Source organism: Sandarakinorhabdus cyanobacteriorum (genome assembly GCF_002251755.1).
GTDB lineage: Bacteria > Pseudomonadota > Alphaproteobacteria > Sphingomonadales > Sphingomonadaceae > Sandarakinorhabdus > Sandarakinorhabdus cyanobacteriorum.
Genome location: NZ_NOXT01000082.1, coordinates 16,810 through 39,120 on the forward strand (window position 1 = coordinate 16,810; position 22,311 = coordinate 39,120).

General features: G+C 66.4%; 24 protein-coding genes and 1 tRNA gene. 13 read left to right on the forward strand and 12 right to left on the reverse strand.

The features are described from left to right. Window positions 1-44 precede the first annotated feature (44 nt). Complete coding sequence (locus tag CHU93_RS03790; RefSeq protein WP_094472828.1) at window positions 45-827, forward strand: SDR family oxidoreductase; 783 nt, start codon at window positions 45-47, stop codon at window positions 825-827. Next, window positions 824-2,140: an alginate export family protein gene (locus tag CHU93_RS03795; protein WP_094472829.1), complete on the forward strand. Its 1,317-nt coding sequence runs from the start codon at window positions 824-826 to the stop codon at window positions 2,138-2,140. The genes CHU93_RS03790 and CHU93_RS03795 overlap by 4 nt, the downstream gene beginning before the upstream one ends. On the opposite strand, the gene CHU93_RS03800 is transcribed toward CHU93_RS03795, so the two are convergent. Both CHU93_RS03800 and CHU93_RS03805 read right to left on the reverse strand, forming a co-directional pair. Then, on the reverse strand, window positions 2,137-2,511 hold the full coding sequence (locus tag CHU93_RS03800; protein ID WP_094472830.1) for a GFA family protein: 375 nt from the start codon (window positions 2,509-2,511) through the stop codon (window positions 2,137-2,139). The genes CHU93_RS03795 and CHU93_RS03800 overlap by 4 nt on opposite strands. A 15-nt stretch (window positions 2,512-2,526) precedes the next feature. Further along, a complete protein-coding gene (locus tag CHU93_RS03805; RefSeq protein ID WP_094472831.1) occupies window positions 2,527-3,162 on the reverse strand; it encodes an NADPH-dependent F420 reductase in 636 nt (211 codons plus the stop codon). Window positions 3,163-3,231: 69 nt separating this feature from the next. Between CHU93_RS03805 and CHU93_RS03810 the strand changes: the two genes are divergently transcribed. Continuing rightward, window positions 3,232-4,143, forward strand: coding sequence for a LysR family transcriptional regulator (locus CHU93_RS03810; protein ID WP_094472832.1), 912 nt, complete (start codon window positions 3,232-3,234; stop codon window positions 4,141-4,143). Here the strand turns inward: CHU93_RS03810 and CHU93_RS03815 are convergent. After that, window positions 4,140-5,705, reverse strand: a complete 1,566-nt coding sequence (locus CHU93_RS03815; protein ID WP_094472833.1) for a long-chain-fatty-acid--CoA ligase — start codon at window positions 5,703-5,705, stop codon at window positions 4,140-4,142. The genes CHU93_RS03810 and CHU93_RS03815 overlap by 4 nt on opposite strands. Window positions 5,706-5,810: 105 nt before the next feature. On the opposite strand from CHU93_RS03815, the gene CHU93_RS03820 reads away from it, so the two are divergent. The 5 genes from CHU93_RS03820 (at window position 5,811) to CHU93_RS03840 (ending at window position 8,472) form a co-directional block, all read left to right on the forward strand. Continuing rightward, window positions 5,811-6,122 (forward strand): YggT family protein, encoded by a 312-nt coding sequence (locus CHU93_RS03820; RefSeq protein WP_094472834.1) that lies wholly within the window; start codon window positions 5,811-5,813, stop codon window positions 6,120-6,122. Continuing rightward, window positions 6,119-6,982 (forward strand): bifunctional methylenetetrahydrofolate dehydrogenase/methenyltetrahydrofolate cyclohydrolase FolD, encoded by an 864-nt coding sequence (folD, locus tag CHU93_RS03825; RefSeq protein WP_094472835.1) that lies wholly within the window; start codon window positions 6,119-6,121, stop codon window positions 6,980-6,982. Before CHU93_RS03820 ends, folD begins: the two co-directional genes overlap by 4 nt. A gap of 23 nt (window positions 6,983-7,005) precedes the next feature. Beyond that, window positions 7,006-7,650 (forward strand): MarC family protein, encoded by a 645-nt coding sequence (locus CHU93_RS03830; RefSeq protein WP_086116227.1) that lies wholly within the window; start codon window positions 7,006-7,008, stop codon window positions 7,648-7,650. Between the two features lie 12 nt (window positions 7,651-7,662). Continuing rightward, entirely contained in the window at window positions 7,663-8,328 is a 666-nt protein-coding gene (locus CHU93_RS03835; protein ID WP_094472836.1) for an SDR family NAD(P)-dependent oxidoreductase, read from the forward strand. Window positions 8,329-8,398: 70 nt separating this feature from the next. After that, window positions 8,399-8,472 (forward strand) — tRNA-Gly (locus CHU93_RS03840). A 5-nt stretch (window positions 8,473-8,477) separates the two neighbouring features. Here the strand turns inward: CHU93_RS03840 and CHU93_RS17470 are convergent. After that, complete coding sequence (locus tag CHU93_RS17470) at window positions 8,478-8,645, reverse strand: hypothetical protein (RefSeq protein ID WP_165768590.1); 168 nt, start codon at window positions 8,643-8,645, stop codon at window positions 8,478-8,480. Window positions 8,646-8,712: 67 nt separating this feature from the next. Between CHU93_RS17470 and CHU93_RS03850 the strand changes: the two genes are divergently transcribed. Next, window positions 8,713-9,243, forward strand: coding sequence for a hypothetical protein (locus CHU93_RS03850; protein WP_133064310.1), 531 nt, complete (start codon window positions 8,713-8,715; stop codon window positions 9,241-9,243). On the opposite strand, the gene CHU93_RS03855 is transcribed toward CHU93_RS03850, so the two are convergent. After that, window positions 9,240-10,394: an aminotransferase class I/II-fold pyridoxal phosphate-dependent enzyme gene (locus tag CHU93_RS03855; protein ID WP_243375184.1), complete on the reverse strand. Its 1,155-nt coding sequence runs from the start codon at window positions 10,392-10,394 to the stop codon at window positions 9,240-9,242. The two genes, CHU93_RS03850 and CHU93_RS03855, sit on opposite strands and share 4 nt — an antisense overlap. Here CHU93_RS03855 and CHU93_RS03860 point away from each other — a divergent pair. Then, window positions 10,378-11,274: a hypothetical protein gene (locus tag CHU93_RS03860; RefSeq protein ID WP_133064311.1), complete on the forward strand. Its 897-nt coding sequence runs from the start codon at window positions 10,378-10,380 to the stop codon at window positions 11,272-11,274. The genes CHU93_RS03855 and CHU93_RS03860 overlap by 17 nt on opposite strands. A 172-nt stretch (window positions 11,275-11,446) precedes the next feature. Here CHU93_RS03860 and CHU93_RS03865 read toward each other — a convergent pair whose 3' ends face one another. Together CHU93_RS03865 and CHU93_RS03870 are read right to left on the reverse strand one after the other, a co-directional pair. Continuing rightward, the gene (locus CHU93_RS03865) at window positions 11,447-13,375 is read right to left on the reverse strand and encodes a S41 family peptidase (protein ID WP_094472840.1); all 1,929 of its coding nucleotides are present in this window, start codon (window positions 13,373-13,375) and stop codon (window positions 11,447-11,449) included. Between the two features lie 89 nt (window positions 13,376-13,464). Beyond that, window positions 13,465-14,553: an AraC family transcriptional regulator gene (locus tag CHU93_RS03870; protein WP_165768591.1), complete on the reverse strand. Its 1,089-nt coding sequence runs from the start codon at window positions 14,551-14,553 to the stop codon at window positions 13,465-13,467. An 85-nt stretch (window positions 14,554-14,638) separates the two neighbouring features. On the opposite strand from CHU93_RS03870, the gene CHU93_RS03875 reads away from it, so the two are divergent. Beyond that, on the forward strand, window positions 14,639-15,613 hold the full coding sequence (locus tag CHU93_RS03875; RefSeq protein WP_094472849.1) for an NAD(P)H-dependent flavin oxidoreductase: 975 nt from the start codon (window positions 14,639-14,641) through the stop codon (window positions 15,611-15,613). Next, a complete protein-coding gene (locus CHU93_RS03880; RefSeq protein ID WP_094472842.1) occupies window positions 15,610-16,431 on the forward strand; it encodes an enoyl-CoA hydratase-related protein in 822 nt (273 codons plus the stop codon). Before CHU93_RS03875 ends, CHU93_RS03880 begins: the two co-directional genes overlap by 4 nt. Here CHU93_RS03880 and madM read toward each other — a convergent pair. The 5 genes from madM to CHU93_RS03905 all read right to left on the reverse strand — a co-directional run bounded on the left by madM (window position 16,428) and on the right by CHU93_RS03905 (window position 21,162). Beyond that, window positions 16,428-17,186, reverse strand: coding sequence for a malonate transporter subunit MadM (gene madM / locus CHU93_RS03885; RefSeq protein ID WP_094472843.1), 759 nt, complete (start codon window positions 17,184-17,186; stop codon window positions 16,428-16,430). The genes CHU93_RS03880 and madM overlap by 4 nt on opposite strands. Continuing rightward, window positions 17,179-17,565, reverse strand: a complete 387-nt coding sequence (madL, locus tag CHU93_RS03890) for a malonate transporter subunit MadL (RefSeq protein ID WP_094472844.1) — start codon at window positions 17,563-17,565, stop codon at window positions 17,179-17,181. Before madL ends, madM begins: the two co-directional genes overlap by 8 nt. Beyond that, window positions 17,565-19,064 carry an amidase gene (locus CHU93_RS03895; protein WP_094472850.1) on the reverse strand — a complete coding sequence of 500 codons (1,500 nt, stop codon included), beginning with the start codon at window positions 19,062-19,064 and terminating at the stop codon, window positions 17,565-17,567. Before CHU93_RS03895 ends, madL begins: the two co-directional genes overlap by 1 nt. Window positions 19,065-19,159: 95 nt before the next feature. Beyond that, window positions 19,160-20,230, reverse strand: a complete 1,071-nt coding sequence (locus tag CHU93_RS03900) for an LLM class flavin-dependent oxidoreductase (protein WP_086115991.1) — start codon at window positions 20,228-20,230, stop codon at window positions 19,160-19,162. Continuing rightward, complete coding sequence (locus CHU93_RS03905) at window positions 20,227-21,162, reverse strand: aldo/keto reductase (RefSeq protein ID WP_094472845.1); 936 nt, start codon at window positions 21,160-21,162, stop codon at window positions 20,227-20,229. The genes CHU93_RS03900 and CHU93_RS03905 overlap by 4 nt, the downstream gene beginning before the upstream one ends. Before the next feature lie 29 nt (window positions 21,163-21,191). Between CHU93_RS03905 and CHU93_RS03910 the strand changes: the two genes are divergently transcribed. Further along, on the forward strand, window positions 21,192-22,311 hold a 1,120-nt coding region (locus CHU93_RS03910), incomplete at its 3' end, for a Gfo/Idh/MocA family protein (protein WP_243375187.1).

Here is a 22,311-nt window from a genome sequence, read left to right on the forward strand (position 1 = left end):
CGCTCTCCCTTGCCACTGTCGTCTGGCGGGGCGATAGCAGGCGGATGCACAGACTGGAAGGCAAGACCGCGCTCGTCACCGGCGCCGCACGCGGCATCGGCGAAGCCATCGCCCGCCGCTTTGCGGCCGAGGGTGCGGCCGTGTGGGTGACCGATATCGATCCGGCCGGCGCTGAAGTGGCAATCGCCATCGGCGGCCAGTTCGCCCTGCTCGACGTGCGCGACGAGGCGGCGTGGGATGCGGTGATGGCAGCGGTGGGCGCGCTCGATATCCTGGTCAACAACGCCGGCATCACCGGTTTCGAAGGCGGCCACGCCGCACCGCACGATCCCGAACACGCCAGCCTCGCCGATTGGCGCGCCGTCCACGCCGTCAACCTCGATGGCTGTTTCCTCGGCTGCCGCGCCGCCATCCGCGCCATGCGCCCCGCCGGGAAAGGCAGCATCATCAACATCTCGTCGCGCTCCGGCATTGTCGGCATTCCGGCGGCGGCGGCCTATGCCAGCTCCAAGGCGGCGATGCGCAACCACACGAAATCAGTGGCCTTGTGGTGCGCGCAAAACGGCCTCGCCATCCGCTGCAACTCCATCCACCCGGCAGCGATCATGACGCCGATGTGGGAGCCGATGCTGGGCAGCAGCCCGGACGAACGGGAGGCAGCGATCAAGGCCTTCGTTGCCGACACGCCACTCAAACGCTTCGGGACCGCCGATGAGGTCGCCGCCATGGCCGCCTATCTCGCCAGCGACGAGAGCGCCTATGTGACGGGCAGCGAATTCCACATCGATGGCGGCATCCTTGCCGGCTCGGCGGCCTCGCCCGAATGAGGGCGGCGGCGCTTGCCCTGCTTGCCGTGGCCACGCCAGCCGCAGCGGGCGACTGGCTCGATCTCTCTGCCTATCAACGCGCCCGGCTCGAAGCGGTGAGCGGCGACATCCGGCCCGGCGGCACCGAACAGTCCGCCCTGATGCTGCGCACCGTGGTGGCAGCCCGGCTGGGTGATGGCCCGGTCAAGCTCAACACCGAACTCTGGGATGTGCGGGCCTATGCCATCGCGCCCGGCACGCGGCTGAACACCAATGACGTCAACGCGTTGGAACCGGTGGTGGCCAATATCAGCGCCGATCTCGCTGGCCTTGCCGGCCAGTTGGGCCCCGGCGGCCGCGCCAGCCTGACCATCGGCCGCATGATCGCCAATGTCGGCAGCCGCCGCGTCGTGGCGGCGGAGGATTATCGCAACACCATCTCGGCCAGCACCGGGGTGCGGCTCGATCTGGCCAACCGGCAATGGGCCGCCACCCTGATCTGGCTGATGCCGGATCAACGCCTGCCCAACGATGCGGCCCGCCTGCGCCGCAACGCCGTGGTGCTGGATCGCGAGAACGCCGATCTGGTGATCTGGGGCGGCGATCTGCTGCGCCACCTGCCGGGCCTGGATGTGGAGGCGAGCCTGTTTCACCTCGCCGAGCATGATCAGCCCAGCCTCGCCAGCCGCGACCGCCAGCTGACCACCGCCAGCCTGCGCCTGTTGAAACCGCGCCACGCTGGCGGGTGGGATGGCGAGGTGGAAGCCGCCTGGCAATGGGGCGCCGCCAGCCGCACCACCAGCCCCGCTGCCGCCCGCCTCCCCGTCGCCGCCTGGTTCATCCATGCCGATCTGGGCCACAGCTGGGCCGGGCCGTGGCAGCCGCGCCTGTCGTTCGTGGCAGATATGGTCAGCGGTGACCGGCCGGGTGACACGATCCGGCGCTTTGATCCGCTGTTCGGCATCCGCCAGCCCGATTATGCACCGGGCTCGCTCTATGCCTATATCGGCCGCACCAACGTGATGTTCGCCGGGATCAAGGGCGAAGTGGCCAACAGCCGCTCCGATGCCAATCTCAGCCTGAAACCCATGTGGGCGCAAAGCCGCACCGATCAGTTCAGCCAATCGGGCGCCCGCGATCCCAGCGGGCGCTCGGGCCGCTTTGCCGGGTGGGAAGTGTCAAGCCGGGTCCGCCACTGGCTCATCCCCAAACGCCTGCGGATGGAAGCCGACGCGGTGCTGATGGCCCGGCGCGGCCTGCTGAAAAACGCACCCGGCCTGCCCGCCGGCGACCATGTCGCCTATGGCAGCATCTCCCTGCAGGCGAATTTCTAGGCCGGCGGCAGATCGTACCAGTCAGGCTTTGATTCCGCCCAAAGATTGCGGATGATGTGCATGCCGCTTGGCCCGGTCAGCAGCCCGGCCGAAACCAGCCAGCGGCTGCCGCCGTTCACGCGTTTGGCAACACGGGCCCCGCAGGTGCCGCAGAAGCCGCGCTCAGCTTCGGCCGAGCTTTGATACCAGTGGATCGCCGCTTCCCCCTCTACCACCAGATCGGTGCGTGCCGCGGCCAGGAAGGCGTTGAAATTGCCGTGCAGCCGCTGGCAATCATCGCAATGGCAGGCAAGCACGCCGGCAGTGCCGGCTGGCAGGCTGATCCGCACGGCGCCGCAATGGCAGCGCGCCTCCAACATCGCATTCGCCATGGCCGGCTGGCGCTCTCAGGCCGACGCCACGGCGGCAAAGGCCCAATCCCGGCCCTTGCCGCGCAGCAGCGCCTGGTGAATCCACATCATGCCAAACGGCTCCAGCAGGCGCGCCGTGCTGATCGGCCCGGCATCAAGCGGATCAAAGCCCAGATCAGCCAGAAGGCCAGCCGTGACCGCCTTGGCGCCATCATCATTGCCCGCCATGAACATCACCGGCCGGTGCGGCAGGGCGGCATTGTCTGCCATCATCTCGGCCCCCACCTGGTTCAGCGTCTTGACCACATGGGCGGCCGGCACCAGCGCCTGCACCTCTTCGCCGCCGCTGTCATCATGGCCGATCAACAAGCCCAATTGGCCGTTCACCATCCCCAGGGGATTGGTGCAATCGATCAGCAGCCGCCCGGCCAGTTCACCCAGTTCGGCAAGCACCGCCGGCACGGCCGCCCAGGGCAGCGCCAGCGCAATGGCATCGGCCCCGTCCACCGCTGCTGTCGCCGCCATGGCCTGGGCCCCGGTGGCCGCCAGCAATGGCGCCAGCGCCGGATCGGCCGGACGTCGTGTGCCCAGCCTGATCCTGTGGCCGGCGCGCGCCCACCCAGTGGCCAGCGCCGTTCCCACATTGCCCGTGCCCAGAATCGCGATGTCCATGCCGATATCTCCTGCCATCCTGCGGCCAGCATGGACCCACGCATGATTTCAGAATAACGAATAATCATCATGAGTGAATTCAGTGATACTGAACTGCGCCGGCTCGATCTCACCTTGCTGCTGGTGTTCCTTGGCCTTGTCCGGCATCGCAAGGCCATCGTGGTGGCGGCTGAACTTGGCCTCACGCCGTCGGCCGTCAGCCAGGCGCTGAAACGGCTGCGTCACCAGTTCGGCGATCCGCTGTTCCTGCGCCAGCCGCACGGGCTGGAACCCACCGCCATCGCCCTGGCATTGGCCGGGCCGGTGGGAATGGCGGTGGAGGCGTTGCGCCATGCCATGGGTGTCACCCGGCAATTTGACCCGGCCACGGCCAGCGGCATCATCCGCCTGGCGGCACTGGATGCGGCGCAGATCGTGCTGGTGCCAGCGCTGATCCGCCGGCTGCAGGAACAGGCGCCCGGGTTACAGCTGGCGGTGCTGCCGCTGGGACGCGGCGATGCGCTGGCGGCCCTGGCCAGTGGGGAGGCTGATGCCGCCATTGGCTTCATCTGGAACGTGCCGGATGCGATCAACCAACAACCGCTCTACACCGAGGACTATCTGGTCGCCGGGCCGCCGGCGCTGCTGGCCGGCGGGCTTGATCTGGAGACCTATTTGGCCGCGCCGCATGTGCTGGTGTCCCCGGGCGGCGGCCTTTCGGGCATTGTGGATGAAGCGCTCGCCGCCAAGGGCCGCATCCGCCGGGTGATCGCGGCCTTGCCGGCCTTCCTGCCAGCACTGGTGGCCGCCAGTGCGGCCGGCGCGCTGGTCACCCTGCCGCGCCGAATTGCGTTAGCCCATGCGGCCAGCCATGGCCTGGCCGTGTCCGAACCGCCGCTGGCCATCCGGCCCTATCCGGTGGCGCTGTTCTGGCACCGCCGCAACGATGGCGACGCCCGCCGCGAATGGCTGGCCGGCCAACTGGTGCAGGCGGCGGCCTAACCCACCCGGCGTTCGTGTCCAGCCCAATAAGGTTCTCGCAGGTCCTTCTTCAGAATCTTGCCGCTCGGATTGCGCGGCAGCGCTTCGATGAACTCGACCGATTTTGGCACCTTGTAGGCGGCGATCCGCTGTTTCGCGAAGGCGATCAGCTCCTGCTCGGACACATCGGCCTTCTTGACCACGATGGCCTTCACCGCTTCGCCCCAGCGCGCATCAGGCACGCCGATCACCGCGCAATCGGCGACGGCGGGATGTTCGTGCAGGGCATTTTCCACCTCGGCCGGATAGATGTTTTCCGCGCCCGAGACGATCATGTCCTTCACCCGGTCGTGGATATAAAGATAGCCGTCCTCGTCCAGATAGCCGGCGTCGCCAGTGAGGTACCAGCCGTCGACCACAGCCTTGGCGGTGGCCTCCGGCTTGTTGTGATAGCCGGCCATCACGCTGACGGAGCGGATGCAGATTTCGCCCACCGCGCCCGGCGGCAGGCTGTGGCCCTCGCCATCGATGATCTTCACCTCATTGCCGGGATAAGGCTTGCCGCAGCCGCGCATGCGCTGGTTGCCGGCCGGATCATGATCGGCCGGCGGGAGATAGACGACCGTGCCGCAGGTTTCAGTGGCACCATAGCATTGCACGAACTCGGCATTGGGAAAGGCCAGCATCGACCGGCGCAGCACCTCCAGCGGGATGGGTGAGGCGCCATAATAGAGCGCCCGCATCGCCCCCAGATTGGCCGGCACGGTTTCCAGATACTGGCAGATGGCCAGCAGCACCGCCGGCACGGCAAACATGCGGGTGGCGCCATCCTCGGAAATGGCATTGACCATGCCCGGCACGTCGGGGCGCGGCAGGATCACCATGGTCGCGCCGGCCTCCAGCGCGTGCAGGGCCCAGCCGGTGCCGCCGATGTGGAACAGCGGCATCGCCACCAGCGCCACATCATCTTCGCGCCACTGGCCCCAGGCTTCCCCGGTCAGCCCGCCCTTTTCGATGGTGCCCAGTAGCTGGCGGTGGCTGAGCAGCGCCCCCTTGGGAAAGCCTGTGGTGCCGCTGGTGTAGAGCTGCAGTGCGATATCATCAGGGCTGATCGCCGGCATGGCATCGTCCGGGGCATGTGCCGCGATCCATCCGGCAAAGGCCGGCCGGCCATCATGGGTGGAATCCAGCAGCACGACATGGGCGAGGCCAGTGGCGGCGCTCGCATCCTCCACCAACGGCAGAAAGGCAGTTTCGGACACCAGCACATCAATGCCGGCATCGCCCAGGATATAGGCGATTTCCCGCGCCACCAGCCGGGCGTTGATCGCCACCAGCACTGCGCCCAGCCGGAAGCAGGCGCACATCAGGGTGATGTAATCGGGATGATTCAACGCCAGCCAGCCCACCCGATCACCCGGCTTCACGCCCAGCCCACGCAGCGCCGCAACACAACGAACGCTGCGCTCGTGCAGATCGGCATAGGTCCACACCGCGCCATCCACCCTTATGGCAGCGCGGTCGGGCGTGGTTTCGGCAAAATGCCCCGTGATCTCGGCAAGCGTGGCAAAGCGTGTGGCCATATCATTCTCCCCCGGCCATTGCTGGTTGAGCCATTTCTGCCAAGGCGGCGGCGATTTTGCCACTCTCCATTGCGGGCGGAACGGGCAGGCTGTAAGGGCGCGGCCATGGCGAACACGACCCTTGCGCTGGTGGATATCTTCATCATGGTCACCCAGGTGCTGATCTGGGGCCTGGTGGTGTGGGCGATTGCCGGCTGGCTGGTCGCCTTCAATGTGATCAACAGCTACAACCCGCTGGTCCGCTCCATCCTGTCGACGCTCGATCGCATCTATGATCCGCTGGTGCGGCCGATCCGCCGGGTGCTGCCCGATCTGGGTGGGCTGGATCTGTCGCCGATGGTGCTGTGGCTGGTGCTGGCCGGGCTGCAACGGCTGGTGCCGGCGCTGGTGGTCGATTCCGGGCTGCTGCTGCAATGAGTGCGCAACTGATCGACGGCAAGGCCCGCGCCGCCGCGCTCCGGGCTGAAGTGGCCCAGGGTGTCGCCGCCTTCACCGCTGCCCATGGCCGCGCCCCCGGCCTGACGGTCGTGCTTGTCGGCGACGATCCGGCCAGCGCTGTCTATGTCGGCTCCAAGGGCAAGGCCACCCGGGAAGCCGGCATGGTCTCCGGCGAATATCGCCTGCCCGCCGATACGGCCGAAGCCGATCTGCTCGCCTTGATCGCCCAGCTGAACGCCGATCCCGCCGTTGATGGCATCCTCGTCCAGATGCCATTGCCCCGGCATATCGACTCCGATCGGGTGATCGCCGCCATTGATCCTGCCAAGGATGTCGATGGGCTGCATCCGGTCAACACCGGGCTTTTGGTGAGCGGCCGCAAGGGCCTGGTGCCATGCACGCCGTCGGGCTGCATGCTGCTCATCACCGAAGCGATGGGCAATATCGCTGGCGCCGAAGCGGTGGTGATCGGCCGCTCCATCCTGGTTGGCAAGCCGATGGCGGCGCTGCTGACCAACGCCAGCGCAACCGTCACCCTGGCGCACAGCCGCACCCGCGATCTGGCGGCGCACGTGGCCCGCGCCGATATCGTGGTTGCCGCGGTTGGCATTCCAAACATGGTGCAGGGCGATTGGATCAAGCCTGGCGCCTGCGTGATTGATGTCGGCATCAACCGCATCGCGCTGCCCGATGGCAAAAGCCGGCTGATCGGCGATGTGGACTTTGCGGCCGCGGCGAGCCGCGCTGGCTGGATCACCCCGGTGCCCGGCGGTGTCGGCCCGATGACCATCGCCTGCCTGCTCGCCAACACGCTGGCTGCGGCGCACGCAAGGGCATGATGGGCCTCAGCCTCGACGGGCCGCTGGTCCAGCTGTTCATTTCCTCGTTCGTCACGCTGTTCGTGGTGATCGATCCGCCGGGCTGCGTGCCGATCTTCTCCAGCCTCACCGCCGGCACCACGCCGCGCCACCGGGTCGACATGGCGGTGAAATCCAGCCTGATCGCCGGCCTGGTGCTGATCGGCTTTGCGCTGGGTGGGGAGGCCTTTCTGTCAGCGCTCGGCATCACCCTGCCCGCCTTCAAGATCGCCGGCGGCCTGATGGTGTTCGTCATCGCCATCGACATGGTGTTCGAACGCCGCACCCAGCGCCGCGAAAGCCGCGCCGAAGAGGTGAAATCCGCTGCCGATGCCGCCGGCAAGCCGCTGGAAGAAGAGGATATCTCGGTCTTTCCCATGGCCATCCCGATGCTGGCCGGCCCCGGTTCCATCGCGTCGGTCATGCTGCTGTCGGCCAAGACGGGCGATCTGGTGCAGGAAGCCGTTGTGCTGGGTGCGCTGGCCGCGGTGCTGGTGATGACCCTGCTCTGCCTGCTTGCCGCCGGGCCGATCATGAAGCTGATGGGTGCCAAGTTCGAAGGCGCCCTCACCCGCCTTCTGGGTGTGGTGCTGGCGGCGCTGGCCGCGCAGTTCGTCATCGACGGGATCAAGCAGAGCTTCGATCTGTAAGGGAGTGCCATCATGCCATCCGCTCTCATCCTCGGTGCATCGCGCGGCATTGGTCTGGGGCTGGTGCATGAACTGCAGTCGCGCGGGTGGCAGGTGACAGCGACGCACCGTGGCCCGGCGCCCGAGTTGGCCGCCACCGGTGCCCGCACGGCGGTGGTGGACATGGATGATGATGCCACCCTCGCCGCTCTTGCCGCCGATCTGGCCGGCGAGCGTTTCGATCATGTGCTGATCAACGCCGGCATCAGCGGCAACCGCGCCGACACCGCCAGCAACGTCAGCCGCGAGGCGATGGCGCAATTGTTCTGGACCAACAGCATCGCTCCCATCCGCGCCGCCCGCCGGCTGCTGCCGCTGGTGAAGGACGGCGGCAGCATCGGCTTCATGACCTCGATCCTGGGCAGTGTCGGCGGCCGCTCCACCGCCTGGGCCGAACTCTACAGCGCGTCCAAGGCCGCGCTCAACAGCCTCACCCGCGGCTTTGCGGTGCAGGATGTCGGCCAGCGCCCGGTTGCCGTGCTCAACCTGCATCCGGGCTGGGTGAAAACCGCCATGGGCGGCGCCGATGCCGATATCGATGTCGCCACCAGCGTGAAGGGGCTGGCCAATGTGATCGAGGCCGCCCACCCGCCCGGCCAGCGCTACCTCGACTATACCGGCGCCACCATCCCCTGGTGACGCACAGACGATTGGCGCGGGGGCGGTTGACGAACAGCCCAAGGTGATGGCAAGCGGCGGCAGCGCATGCGCGGGTATGATGTAATGGTAGCCTGTCAGCTTCCCAAGCTGAACGCGCGGGTTCGATTCCCGCTACCCGCTCCAGCTGTTCAGCGCGTCACTGCATAATAGATCACATAGAACCAGCTGAAGATCCCGTGGATGATCGCCCACAGGATGGATTTGTGGGCGCTCCAGCTGATGGCGATGGCCAGCGCCGAACCGAAGCTGATCCCGGTTTTCACCACTTCGCCGCTGCGCAGCCTTTGCTCGGCCATGGCCGCATTCTCCCGCTTGTCACCTGCTGTGTTGCTGGCATGATACGGCGTGATCGAGAGGCAGACAATGGCCGGCGACATGAGGGGCTGCACGCTGGGACTGCGGGCGCAGCGCGGCGGGCCGGTGTTTGTCGCGCTGGCCGGGCCGGCGCTGCTGGCGGCCGGGGTGATCGCCTGCGACGATGACGACGGACCCTATGGCCAGGCCCGGCAGATGCCGGAAACGGCGGCGCGGGCCTTTGTGGCTGCGGTGGCGGCCAGCCAGCAGGCGTGGGCACAGGCGGGGCTGGCAGAGCTGATCGACCGGTTTGGCCTGCCGGCGCGCGTGGCGCTGATCGCCAACCGGGCGACCTGGGTGACCGATCTGTTGGCCCATGCCCGCGGCTGGGCCGATCATGTGCCGGTGGTGGAGGCGCTGGCCGTGCGCGCCGCCACCCGCGCGGCCATCTTGGCCCTTGGCCTGCCGCTGGCGGAGCCGGACGAGACAACGCTGGCCGGGCGGCTGGCGGCCGAGGCGGACTGGCTGCGCGGGCTTGGCCAGGGCCAGCGGCCGTGGACCCGCAAGGAGAAGCTGGCCGCGCTGGCGGCCGCCGGTTAGGCGAGCCGGGCGCGCGCCAGGTTGAGCCGCCGGGCGCCTTCATCAAGCACGCCGTCAGACTTGGCGAAGCACAGGCGGATGAACGGGGTTTCGGCGCCGTCGGGCTGGAAGGCCGAAAGCGGAATGGCCGCCACGCCATCATCGGCACGCGCCACCGCCGCCTCGCAAAATGTGCGATCCCCCAGCGCAATGCCGGAGGCGGCGAGATCGGCCATCAGGAAATAGCTGCCCTGCGTGGGCAGCAGCGCCCAGCCGCCGGCGGTGAGGGCGGCAGCCAGCCGATCCCGCGCCGTGGTGAAGCGGGCGCGGCCGGCATCATACCAGGCATCGGGCAGGGCCAGCCCGGTGGCAACCGCCACCTGCAGCGGCGGCGGCGTGGTGAAGGTGAGGAACTGGTGCACCTGCGCCACTTGCTCCGCCAGCGCGGCTTCGGCCACCACCCAGCCCACCTTCCAGCCGGTCAACGCCAGCAGCTTGCCGGCCGATCCGATCTTGATCGTCCGTTCCGGCGCGAGGGCCAGCAGCGAGATGTGCGGGGCAGCGCCGGTGCGCACCGCTTCCCACACCTCGTCGCTGATGATGACCAGATCATGCTGGCGGGCACAATCGACGATGGCGGCCAGCATGGCCGGCCCGGCGATGCCGCCAGTGGGGTTGTGCGGCGTGTTGATCAGGATGGCGCGGGTGGCCGGCGTTATGGCCGCGGCAATCGCCCCGGCGCTGGCCTGCCAATCGGGCGGCTGCAGCGCCACCCACACTGGCGTCGCCCCCGCCCGGCGCACCAGCGGGGCATAGGCATCATAGGCCGGGGCAAACAGGATCACCTCATCCCCCGGCCCGGCCACCGCCATGATGCTGGCCGCCAGCGCCTCGGTGGCGCCCGATGTGATGATCACCTGTTCGGGGGAGAGCGTGAGGCCCTGGCGGCGCTGGTAGAAATCGGCCACGGCGGTGCGCAGCTCAGGCAGGCCGCGCATCGGCGGATATTGGTTATAGCCGGTGGTGATGGCCGTGGCCCCGGCGGCCAGCACCGCATCTGGCCAGCCGAAATCGGGAAAGCCCTGGCCCAGATTGATCGCGCCATGCTGCCGGGCCAGGCCCGACATATGTTCAAAAATGGTTGTGCCGGCCTGCATGGCGCGTTCTGCCATGCAGGCCATCAAACAGCCAGCCCCTCAGGCCTTCGGCAGCCTGCCGGTACGACATGCAGCGTGGTTTGATGGCATGGCGCCTGCTTTGCCGCGCGCTTTTCACGTCAATGTTGCGGGCTCTGTATCTGCTGTGGCAGTCAAACCTATATTGCGTGCGCATTTTGCAGATAATCGAAGTGACGAAATGTCAAAGGACAACAGCATCAGCGCCTTGATCGCTCAACTCGACGCAAGCCGTGAGATGAAGCATGATGAAAAGCGGATTTACAAGCCAGCCATCGAAGGCGTGGTGGAAGATCAATATTTTGACGTTCGTCCGAATTTTGAATATCCACAGCGACTTGAATGGACAAATTGGCCTGATATGCCTGCCCGTCCGAGGCCGGATGACAGATATTTTTCAGGACGGTCGGTCAATTCTATCGCTGATCCAGAATTGAAGTTCCCTGCGAATGCCATAAAGCTGATCGATTATTACGCCATAAATAGCAACTGCAATTTTGTGTCTGATCGCTTCGCTGATTTTGTTGAACAGCATGCACCCGGCACAATCGAACGTCGTCGCGTGAAGATCAAGGCCAGGGACGGCGTGGTTGACTATAATCTCGTGATCCCGCGCAACATGATTGAAGCCGTTGATACGGATCGGACTGCCATCGAGATTCGCGCCTTCGATCGACAGGATGGCAACTGGATTTTCCGCGCCAGAATGATTGGAGAACCAGTCTTTGACCCAGCGCGCACAGCCGGTTGCCTGCATTTCACTGACCCTGACAATCTCCGCTGGTATTGGTCACGACAATTGATCGACGCGGCGAAGGCGGCCGGGCTGCGTGGCATGAGGTTTGGGCCTATACTTCACCAATATTGTGAAATGTAACGATCGTTTTCCCTGTCGCGCTCGTAAAGAGGTTTGTCGATGACACAGCTGCCGCCGAATGATGGCTCCCGGATACAAGTGACGATCAAGGGCAGCGCGTCGCGTCCGGTCACGACGGACGGGCGTGTGCCGTTCACGATGGTGACGTTGCAGCCAGCAGCGCCGTCAGAGTTCAGCCTGCCGGGCGCAATTGATAGCTGTGGCGCATCACGAACGGCTGGCCGGCGGTGCGGCTCATCCGGGTGAGGCGCAGCACATCCTTGTCGCGCGTCAGGATGGTGCGCACCATCACCGTCACGCCATTTTCGCTGCCACGGCCATCGGCGACCAGCGTCACTGCGCCCGACGGGCTGCGGTGCAGTTCGGCCACCGCCATCGTCTCCCGGCTTTTGCCGCCGATGATGGTCAGCGTCTGGCCATCGGGGCTGAACGCCCAGGTTTCGCCAGAGCGCACGGTCTTGCCCGGCCCGTCATCAAAGGTCCAGGCCAGGGACAGGCCGGTCGCCGTCATCAGTGTGGGCAGGGTCACGCGGCCATCATTGCCATAATCGCGATAATCCAGCGTGCCGGCCCAATTGCCGGCCAGCGCGGCGGTGAGCGTGGCGGCGGCATCCAGCGGCGCGGCCGCGGTGCCCAGGCTGCGCGCCACCTCCACGGCACGGTCGCGCCCCGCTTCGAAATCGGCCAGCGTCGGCAAGACCAGCACATCGGTGGCCACCCCGCGCCGCGGCGTGAAGGCCCTGATGTTGGTGAAGCTCTTGAACTGCGGCACCCGCACGCGGATGCCGCTGGCCGGCAGCTTCAGATTGAAGATATTGCCCGCCGTTGGCCCTTCGGCACTGCCCGACGTGTCTTCGCCCACCAGCGTCACGTCGCGCCGGTCTTTCAGCCAGGCGATCGTCATCGTTGCGCCCGATCCGTTCTGCGGCCCGGTCAGCACCGTCAGCCGGCCGGTGAAGCGCTGGGCGACGGGCAGCGGCAGATGCTCGATCGTGCTGTCGTCATCATCGGCCTCGTCGGTGCCGGTCGGGATCCGTTCCAGCAGGCCATCGCTGGTGGGGCGATATGCGCTGGCCGGCGGGTTGAACTGGGCGTCACGGTTGCCCCAGGTTTCGATATGGTTGGGCAGATCGCCAAAGCGGATGGTCTTGGCGCGGATCGACCGGGTCAGGGTGAAGGGCGCATCCAGCAGATGGCGCGCCAGCGCGATGGTGGGATCGGTGGAGCCGCCGCCATTGCTGCGCAGATCCAGGATCAGATGCTCGGCGCCGGCGGCCTTCATCGCCTTGAAGAACCCGCCCAGGAACGGCGTGGCGGCCACCGGGTTGCGATAATTGACGAAGGTGTCGATCTTCAGCCGGGCCACCTTGCCGGCCATGCGCCAGCTGATGCCGTTGTAGAATTCGTTGCGATATTTGCCATCGGGCGATTCCAGTTCGGCCCATTGGTTGAAGCTGATCGGCGCCAGCTGGCTGGCCTGGCCGGCCGCCGCACCCGGCATTTTCCACGCGATGTCCCAGCGCTGTGGCGCGCCGAACAGGCCGGGCCAATATTCCTCCAGGTCGCTGCCGCCCAGATCGCTGTCGTCGGCAATCTTCACCGTCACCGCCTGATCGGTATCGCCATCATAGGCGACCAGCGGGGCCACTGCGTTCAGGATCTGCGGCACGGGGCGACCGTTGATGGCGGTGATCTCCGCCCCCTTAGGCAGCGCGCCCGACAGCACGATCATCCGCCCTTCGATCAGGCGGAAGCGCAGCGGCAGGTGGCTGGCGCCCGTCTGCCGCCATTGTTCGATGGCATCGGGCAGTTCGGGCTTTGAATGGTCGCAATGGATGCTGGCCAACAGCCGGGCGATCTCCCGGTGCAGGGCCAGTGTGCTGATCGGCGCCCTTGTCTCGGCCTCCAGCCGGGCGAAGCTGGCATCCACCGCCGCCTTGGGCACATAGCGATAGAGGCCGGGGTGGATGGTTTCCAGCGCCCGCCGCAGCAGGGCGACATCGCTGGCGGCCTGGGCGGGCGTGAGCATCGGGTTGGGCATTTCGGCCGACAGGGCCGGCGTGGTGGCGAGCAGGGCGGCGAGGAGCGGGGTGCGGAACATTGATGTGGCCTTTCGGGCTGGGGTTGGCGGCCCGGCATCTGGCGGAACCAGCCCGCGCCATCGCCCGAAACGCTGAAAAATTGTGCTTTTCAGGATTTGAGACGTGCTTCGGTGGGCGTCATCCCGCCAAATTCGGCAAAGGCCCGATTGAAGCTGGCCTTGGATCGGAAGCCGGCGTCCATGGCCATGGTCAGGATGGCGCGTGTATCGGCCGGGTCGGCCAGCCAGGCCTGCACCTCCCGCACCCGCCGCCGGTTGATCAGCGCGTTGAAATTGAACCCCAGCCCCTCGTTGAAGGCGCGGGCCAGATAATTGCCGTTGGTGCCCAGCGCCCGCGCCAGGCTGGTGGCGGTCAGGTCAGGGTCTTGCCACAGGCGTCTCGCCTCGATCTCGGCTTCGAACCTGGCCCCCAACGCCGCCCAGTCGCGGCCAACGGGCGGCGTCTCCTCCAGCCGATCGGCCGGCTGGGGATAGCGCATGGCGGCGTGGCGCCAGCCTTCCACCCCCAGATAGATGACGAGGCCGGAAAAGATCACATAGAGCCAGAACTGATCGAAATAGTTGCGGCTGGGCTCAAGCAGATTGGCAATGAAGAAGCCCAGCCACACCAGCCCGACCAACCCCATTGCCGCCAGCGAATTGCGGATCCAGTCGGGATCATAATCCACCGCGTCGGTCACATTCTCCCGCAGCCAGCGCCGATAATCCGCCCAAACGGCCCAGGCCAGCCGGCCATAGACAGCAAGGCTGATGAAGCTCGCCACCCGAAACGCGGGCGACAGGATCGGCGCGGCGGCCACCGTGTCCCACCAGTTCTTGGTTTCAAGCGGCAGCGGAAACACCAGCGCATCGGCCAGAAACTCGATGGCGACGGGCAAGAAATGCGGCCACACAAGTTTGGGCGGCCGGCCACACAGGCTGCACGCATAGAGCCAGAGCAAAGGCCCGAAGCCGAGCGTGTAGTTCAGCGGCATGAAGCTGAGCCACGGCCAGGTGTCGTAAAAGCCGGCAAAGCCGATGATATAGGGCGTGATGAGCGCGGCCACCGCGAGGATCAGCAACGCCAGCCAGCGGTTGGCCGCCCGGTTGGCAGCGCTGCGCCACAGCATCAACGCCAGCACCAGCCCCTGCGCCGTGCCGACCAGTAACGTGATGCTCAGAACGCCGAACTTGATCACGGCTCCAACCCTCCCACAATCGCGGCGTTGCTGGAAGGCAGGGCGCGGGTTAGCTTTTCGCCACAATTGCTTGGGGAACAGCGAAATGAAGACGCGCATCACCGAATTGTTCGGCATTGAACACCCGGTCATCCAGGGCGGCATGCATTATGTCGGCTTTGCCGAAATGGCCGCTGCCGTCTCCAACGCCGGCGGGCTGGGCATAATCACCGGCCTCACGCAAGGATCGGCGGAAAAGCTGGCACGCGAGATCGCCCGCTGCCGCGAGATGACCGACAAGCCGTTCGGCGTGAACCTCACCTTCCTGCCCAGCGTGACGCCGCCCGATTATCCCGGCCTGATCAAGGCGATCATCGAAGGCGGCGTGAAGGTGGTGGAAACCGCCGGAAACAACCCGGCCAAATATCTGCCGGCGCTGAAGGAACATGGCATCAAGGTCATCCACAAATGCACCAGCGTGCGCCACAGCCTGAAGGCGGAGGCCATCGGTTGCGACGCCGTTTCGGTCGACGGCTTCGAATGCGGCGGCCACCCCGGCGAGGATGATGTCGGCAACTGGGTGCTGCTGCCCCGCGCCGCCGAGGAGCTGAAGATCCCCTTCGTCGCGTCGGGCGGCGTCGCCAACGGCAAGCAGCTCGCCGCGGCGCTGTGCATGGGCGCCGATGGCGTCAACATGGGCACCCGCTTCATCGCCACGGTCGAAGCCCCGGTGCACGAGAATGTGAAGCAGGCGATCGTCGCCGCGACCGAGCTCGACACCCGCCTGATCATGCGCCCGCTGCGCAACACCGAACGCGTGCTCAACAACGCCGCCGTCGAACGCCTGCTGGAAAAGGAGCGCACCAAGGGCAAGGACCTGAAGTTCGAGGACATCATCGAAGAGGTCGCCGGCGTTTACCCGAAGATCATGAAGGATGGCGACATGGATGCCGGCGGCTGGAGCTGCGGGCAGGTGGTGGGCCTGATCCACGACATCCCGACCTGCAAGGAACTGATCGAGGGCATGGTGCGCGAGGCGGAGGACATCATCCGCGGCCGCCTGCAACGGCTGGTCGCATGAGCGAGATCCTCTATGATCTGGCCGACGGGGTGGCAACCATCACCCTCAACCGGCCCGACAAGCTGAACGCGCTCACGCCGCAGATGCTGACCGATTTCTTCGCCGCCGTGGCACGCGCCGGGGCCGATCGGCAAGCCAAGGTGATCGTCGTGACCGGGGCCGGCCGCGCCTTTTCGGCCGGGCTTGATCTGGCCATAATCGGCACCGGTGCCGGCGGCCGGGTGGAAACCCATCCCGACACCGAACCGCAATGGGGCGATGATGTCGGCCCGGCGCTCGCGCCCTATTACAGCGGCGGCTGGCCCACGCTGATCACCTGCCGCAAGCCGACCATCGCGGCGGTGAATGGTCCGGCCTTTGGCTGGGGCTTCATCCTGTCGCTCCACTGTGACATCCGCTTTGCCTCGGCCTCCGCCCTGTTCAACGCCACCTTCGCCCGCATCGGCGTGCCCGGCGAAAAGGGCTCGGCCTGGCTGCTCACCCGCCATATCGGTCAGGCCAGGGCCATGGACCTGCTCTACACCGCCCGCCGCTTTGACGGCGCCGAGGCCAAGGCGCTGGGCCTCGTCAACGATGTGCTGGCCGATGATGATCTGCTGCCGCACGTCATGGCCTATGCCAGGAATATCGCCACCTTCAGCGCCCCGCGCAGTCTTGCCGCCATGAAGGCCCAGGTGTGGACCGCCCTGGACGAGGATTACAGCACCGCCTTCGCCGCCGCCGACACCGAGCAGGACAAGGCCACCCACACGGCCGATTTCCGCGAAGCCTTCACCAGCTACCGCGAAAAACGCGCCCCTCGGTATACCGGGCGTTAAACCAGTGCCTTCACCACCAGATACAGCACGGATGGTGCCATCAGGCAGCCAAGGCCGGTGTAGAAGGTGGAGGTCATCGCACCATAGGGCACCAGCTTGGGATCGGTGGCGGCAAGTCCGCCGGTGACGCCGCTGGTGGTGCCCATCAAGCCGCCATAGACCATGGCGCTGGCCGGATTGTCGAGGCCGATGCGCCGCGCGATCAATGGGGTGGCCACCATCACCAGCACAGCCTTCACCAGCCCGGCCGCGATGCTGAGCGAAATGATGCTGGAGGAGACACCGAGCGAGGCGCCGGTGACCGGACCGACGATATAGGTGGCCGCACCCGCGCCAATGGTGGCAATTTCGGCCGGATCGGTGACGCCAAAACCTATGGCGACGGCGGCTCCGGCCGCGAACGACAGCACGACGCCAATCAGGATGGACAAGGCCCCGGCCAGCCCGGCGGCGCGCAGATCAGTCACCCGCGCGCCAAAGGCCGTCGCCACGATGGCGAAATCGCGGAACATCGCGCCGCCCAGTACGCCCACACCGGCCAGCAGCGGATAATCGGCAACCCCGTTCTTGCCGCCAGTATCCACGCCGGCGGCCCAGGCCAGCACCAGCCCAAGCGCGATGGCGATGGCCGATGCATGCACCCGCCCGCGCCCGACCTGGCGGGCCAGCACCGCCGAAACCAGCATGACCAGGCCCACAAACACAAAGGCCACCAGCAGGCCATTGGCATCGGCAAAGCGCGCGACATCAATCATCGCGCCGCTCCCCGCGTTGCCCGCCGCCCCGGGCCAGATGGCTGAGCAAGGGCACCAATGCAAAGCCGGCCAGCACCGCCAGCGTGCCGGCGGTGATCGCCATTGCGCCGCCCGACACCGCAGCAGCGACATTCTGCTTTGCGGCCATGGCAACGATGATCGGGATGTACATCAGGCTCCAGAACTGCACGCCTGCCCCAGATGGCGAAGCCGGACCGACGTCGCGCCCCGGCAGATTGGTCAGCGCCAGCAACAGCAGCATGGCGATGCCCACCCCGCCCACATTGGCCTCCAAGCCCATTGCAGCGCCGATCAAATCGCCAACAAAAAGGCCAACCAGCGTGCAGCCGGCCAGCAATGCCACGCCATAAATCGGCATCAGGCAAGCCCCGGCGGCAGGCGGCCGATCACCGGGCCCATCGCCTGTTCATAGGTATGGGCCAACTTCAGGCAGGCCAATTCGGCGCCGCGCCGGCCAATGATCTGGATGCCGGCGGGCAGCCCACTGCCAGAAAATCCTGCGGGTGCCGCCAAGGCTGGCAACCCGGTCATGGTGACAAGGAAATTGCCCAGCATCCATTCATGGTAGGTCCGCATGGTCTGCCCATTGATTGCGGTCGGCCACAATTGCTCCACCGGAAAGGGGAAGATCTGCACCGCAGGCGCGATCAGGAAATCGAAGCGGCCGAAAAGGGCGTCCATGGTGCGGGTAAAGGTGGTGCGCACCACGGAAGCCTGGGTGACCTGCATGGCGGTGAGGTTGCGGCCATTGTCCACCTCCCAGCGCGCTTGCGGGCCCAACAGGTCGCGATTGGCCGGATTGTCGGCCAGCGGCTGCAGCGACGGCGCATAATTCCAGCTGCGCAACAGCTGAACGGCCTGCCAGACGCGCTCCAGGTCGAAATCCACCTTCGCCTCGTCTACGGTGCAGCCCATTGCCCGGAAGGTCGCCAACGTGCTGCTGCACAGCGCCAGAACGCCGGGATCATGCGGCACGCGGCCACTCCAATCCCCCAGCCAGCCGATGCGCAGTCCCTTGGGATCGGTATCCAGCGGCCCGCGGAAGGCGGCGGTATCGATATCGAGCGACTGTGGCGACTGCGGGTGCCGCCCGGCCTGCACCGACAGCAGCAAGCCCAGATCCTGCACGGTGCGCGCCATCGGGCCGAGCACGCCCATGCGCGAAATCCACTGGTCGGGTCCTTCCTGCGGCACCACGCCGATGCCCGTCCTGAATCCGAAGACATGGTTCCACGCCGCCGGGTTGCGCAAGGACCCGCCAAAATCACCCCCATCGGCCAGCGGCACCATGCGGGTCGCCAGCGCCACCGCAGCGCCGCCACTGCTGCCGCCAGCCGATCGAGTGGGGTCCCAGGCGTTGCGGGTGGGGCCATAGACCCGGTTGATGGTGTGCGAACCCAGCCCGAATTCCGGTGCATTGGTCTTGCCGATGAAGATGGCGCCGGCGGCGCGCAGCCGCTGCACCATGATGCCCTCGCTGCCGGGCACCCGATCCTTGTGGATCAGGGAGCCATTGGTGGACCGGATCCCGATCACCTCGGCCAGGTCCTTCACTGCCCACGGCAAGCCAAACAACGGCCCCGGTTTCTCACCCGCCGCCAGCCGCGCATCCATGGACCGGGATTGGGCCAACAAACTGTCGCCGTCCTGCAGCGCCACGACGGCATTGTGCGCCGGATTCTGCGCCGCGATCTGCGCCAGCACGGCACGCATCACCTCTGCCGCGCTGGCCTTGCGGGCGGCAATCAGCGCCGCCAGCGCGCGACCCGGCATGGCCAGCAATGGATCAAGCGATGGACGCGGCTGCGCAACGCTGGGCGCGGCGGCCAACGCACCCAGCGCGCCGGCCTGCGCCATGAACTGCCTGCGTGTTGTTTCAACCATCCCCATGGTGACGCCCCCCTGCGCCACCAACTTTGCGCAGCAAAGGCCGCCGGCGCAAGCGCCGCCGCTTACATCACCAGCGGGCCGTGCTTCAGCTTGGGCAGGACATGGCGGCTGAACAGGTCGGCTTCGCGGGCGTGGGGGTAGCCGGAGAGGATGAAGGCTTCCATGCCGGCGGCCTGGTAGGCCTGCAGCTTGGCGACGATCTGATCGGGATCGCCGACCAGGGCGGCGCCGCAGCCGGAGCGGGCGCGGCCGATGCCGGTCCACAGATTGTCTTCGACATAGCCGTCCGACGCCTTGTCGCGCAGCTCGGCCTGGCGCTGCACGCCGACGGACTGGCTGTCCAGCGACTTGGCGCGGATGGCGTCGCCGGTGGCGGCGTCGAGCTTGGAGAGGAGATGATCGGCCGCCGCGCGGGCTTCGGCCTCGGTCTCGCGCACGATGACGTGGACGCGGTAGCCGAACTTCAGCGTGCGGCCGCGCCTGGCGGCACGGGCGGTCATGTCGGCGACGACCTCCTTCACCTTGTCCATCGTGTCGGGCCACATGAGGTAAACGTCAGCGGCTTCGGCGGCAGCCTCGCGGGCGTCTTCAGACAGGCCACCGAAATAGAGCGGCGGACATTTGCCGGAGACGGTCTTCACGTTGGGCGGCGGCAGCTTGATGTTGTAATGCTCGCCCTGCCAGTCCAGCGCTTCGCCGTTCAGCAGGGTTTTCAAGATCTTCATCACCTCGACCGTGCGGTCATAGCGCGGCTTGGAGGCCAGCACCTCGCCCGGCATTTCGGACGAGATGATGTTGACGGTCAAACGCCCGCCAAGGATCTGGTCCAGCGTGGCGATGGCGCGGGCCAGCTGCGGCGGCCAGGTTTCGCCGACACGCACGGCCATCAGCAGCTTGATGCGACGGGTGAGCGCGGCGATGGCGCCGGCAAACATCTGGGTGTCGATGCCGAGCTGATAGCCCGAGGGCAGCAGGATATTGTCAAAACCGCCTTTTTCGGCGGTCATCACGATGTTGCGGCAATGTTCCCAGCTCGAGCGCAGCGCCGGATCGGGCACGCCCAGAAATTCATAATCATCGTCGCACAGCGCCGAAAACCAGGCGATTTCAGGCCCGTTGGAAGCAGTCGTCACGGCAGATTTTCCCCAAGCGAAGCGACCAGAATGGCGTACCATTCGGCGCGCGTGAAACTCACGTTGAAGGCATCGGCCGCCTCCGCGATGCGGGCCGGGTTCTGGCTGCCCACGATCGGCGTGATGCCGGCGGGATGGGCCAGGACCCAGGCATAGGCGGTGGCAGCGATGCCGACGCCGAACTTCTGGCCGTGTGCGCTGAGCGCCGCCTTGACGCGGATCAAACGCTCGTCTTCCGCTTGTCTGCGGCCCGGGCGCGGATCGCCGTCACCCAGCCGGCCCTGGCCCAGCGGCGACCAGCCGAGCACGGCAAGGCCATGCTTCATCGCCCAATCCAGCGTGCCATCGAACAAGGGCGCAAGCGCCAGCGGCGAAAATTCCGGCTGGGTGGAGACCAGCGGCGCCTTCAGATGTTTCTTCAGCGCACTCGATTGCGCCACGGTGAAGTTGGAGACGCCGACCGCGCCGATCTTGCCGGCGGCAACCAGCCCGTCGAGCGTGGCGGCCACCTCGGCCCAATGGGTCAGCATGTCGGGCCGGTGGATCTGCCACAGGTCGATGCGCTCCACCCCCAGCCGGCTCAGCGAGGCATCGACGGCTTCGACCAGATATTCGGGTGACGAGTCATAGGGCACGCCCATGCGGATGCCGCCCTTGGAGGCGAGCACGATCTGCGCGCGCAAGGCCGGCGCTGCCTTGAACACCCGGCCCAGCAAGGCTTCGGAGGCGCCGAACGGCTCGTCGTTGTCGGGGCCGTAAATATCGGCGGTATCAAAGAAATTGATGCCGGCGGCGAGCGCCGCCTCGCAGCGGGCCTGGGCTGCGGCCACATCATCGCCAGCAAAGCGCCACATGCCCCAGGCCAGCGGCGAAACCAGAAATTCGGACTTGCCCAACGGGCGGCGATTGGGGCTTAGGGTGATCTGCGACATATTGGCTTGATAGACTGAAGGACGGGCAAATGGGAAGCACCGATACGATCCGCTGGGGCATCGTTGGCACCGGCATGATGGCGCTGGAGCATGTTGCCAACATCCAGCTTTTGGGCGGCGGCACCATCACCGCCATCGCCGATCCGGTGCCGGCCTGCCTTGACCGGGCCGAAAAGGCCATTGGCCATGCGGTGGCCCGCTTCCCCGATGCCGCTGCGCTGGCCGCATCCGGCCTGTGCGACGCGGTGGTTGTTGCTTCCCCCAATTTCACCCACCGCGCCGTGCTGGGGCCGCTGATGGATGCCGGCCTGCACATCCTGTGCGAAAAGCCGCTGGCCACGACGCTTGATGATGCCAAGGCCGTCGCCGCCGCCGTGAAGGGTTACGACAAGAGCTTCTGGACCGCGATGGAATATCGCTTCATGCCGCCGGTGTCCGAATTCGTGCGCCACGTGCATGACGGCAAGGTGGGCAAGCTCCAGATGCTCTCCATCCGCGAGCATCGCTTCCCCTTCCTGGTGAAGGTGGGCGACTGGAACCGGTTTTCGGTCAACACCGGCGGCACCATGGTCGAAAAATGCTGCCATTTCTTTGATCTGATGCGCCACATCGTGCAGGCCGAGCCGGTGCGGGTCTATTGCAGCGGCAATATGGACGTGAACCACCGCGACGAACGCTATGACGGCAAGACGCCCGACATCATCGACAACAGTTATACGGTGGTGGATTTCGCCAACGGCGTGCGCGCCATGCTCGATCTGTGCATGTTCGCCGATGGCGCCGAACAGCAGGAGGAAATCCTCGCCACCGGGGATCAGGCGCGGCTTGATGTGTTGATCCCGGCTGGCGACATCATCCACAGCCCCCGCGTCGGTTTCATGAACCCCAAGCAGGCCACGCGCTGGCATGTCGAAACCCCGGCCGATGCGCTGGCGGCCGGCCAGCATCATGGCTCCACCTTCTTCCAGCACCGCCATTTCGCCGCTGCGGTGCGTGGGGAAGGCCCGGTGATCGTGAGCGCCGATGATGGCATGCGGGCGGTTGCCATCGGGCTGGCGGCCGAAATTTCCGCCCGCGAGCACCGGGTGGTGACGATGGCCGAACTGGGCCTGATTGTGTTGAAAAACCCGGCGCTGAGACAGGCGCTGG

Coding starts and splice junctions, on each gene's coding strand:
- CHU93_RS03820 (WP_094472834.1), top strand. CDS start 5,811: ATGGCGAACACGACCCTTGCGCTGGTGGATATCTTCATCATGGTCACC.
- CHU93_RS03790 (WP_094472828.1), top strand. CDS start 45: ATGCACAGACTGGAAGGCAAGACCGCGCTCGTCACCGGCGCCGCACGC.
- CHU93_RS03860 (WP_133064311.1), top strand. CDS start 10,378: ATGGCGCGTTCTGCCATGCAGGCCATCAAACAGCCAGCCCCTCAGGCC.
- CHU93_RS03795 (WP_094472829.1), top strand. CDS start 824: ATGAGGGCGGCGGCGCTTGCCCTGCTTGCCGTGGCCACGCCAGCCGCA.
- CHU93_RS03815 (WP_094472833.1), bottom strand. CDS start 5,705: ATGGCCACACGCTTTGCCACGCTTGCCGAGATCACGGGGCATTTTGCC.
- CHU93_RS03895 (WP_094472850.1), bottom strand. CDS start 19,064: ATGGCGCAGGCCGGCGCGCTGGGTGCGTTGGCCGCCGCGCCCAGCGTT.
- CHU93_RS03865 (WP_094472840.1), bottom strand. CDS start 13,375: ATGTTCCGCACCCCGCTCCTCGCCGCCCTGCTCGCCACCACGCCGGCC.
- CHU93_RS03875 (WP_094472849.1), top strand. CDS start 14,639: ATGAAGACGCGCATCACCGAATTGTTCGGCATTGAACACCCGGTCATC.
- CHU93_RS03805 (WP_094472831.1), bottom strand. CDS start 3,162: ATGGACATCGCGATTCTGGGCACGGGCAATGTGGGAACGGCGCTGGCC.
- CHU93_RS03810 (WP_094472832.1), top strand. CDS start 3,232: ATGAGTGAATTCAGTGATACTGAACTGCGCCGGCTCGATCTCACCTTG.
- CHU93_RS17470 (WP_165768590.1), bottom strand. CDS start 8,645: ATGGCCGAGCAAAGGCTGCGCAGCGGCGAAGTGGTGAAAACCGGGATC.
- folD (WP_094472835.1), top strand. CDS start 6,119: ATGAGTGCGCAACTGATCGACGGCAAGGCCCGCGCCGCCGCGCTCCGG.
- madM (WP_094472843.1), bottom strand. CDS start 17,186: ATGATTGATGTCGCGCGCTTTGCCGATGCCAATGGCCTGCTGGTGGCC.
- CHU93_RS03800 (WP_094472830.1), bottom strand. CDS start 2,511: ATGGCGAATGCGATGTTGGAGGCGCGCTGCCATTGCGGCGCCGTGCGG.
- CHU93_RS03880 (WP_094472842.1), top strand. CDS start 15,610: ATGAGCGAGATCCTCTATGATCTGGCCGACGGGGTGGCAACCATCACC.
- CHU93_RS03835 (WP_094472836.1), top strand. CDS start 7,663: ATGCCATCCGCTCTCATCCTCGGTGCATCGCGCGGCATTGGTCTGGGG.
- CHU93_RS03850 (WP_133064310.1), top strand. CDS start 8,713: ATGGCCGGCGACATGAGGGGCTGCACGCTGGGACTGCGGGCGCAGCGC.
- CHU93_RS03905 (WP_094472845.1), bottom strand. CDS start 21,162: ATGTCGCAGATCACCCTAAGCCCCAATCGCCGCCCGTTGGGCAAGTCC.
- madL (WP_094472844.1), bottom strand. CDS start 17,565: ATGCCGATTTATGGCGTGGCATTGCTGGCCGGCTGCACGCTGGTTGGC.
- CHU93_RS03855 (WP_243375184.1), bottom strand. CDS start 10,394: ATGGCAGAACGCGCCATGCAGGCCGGCACAACCATTTTTGAACATATG.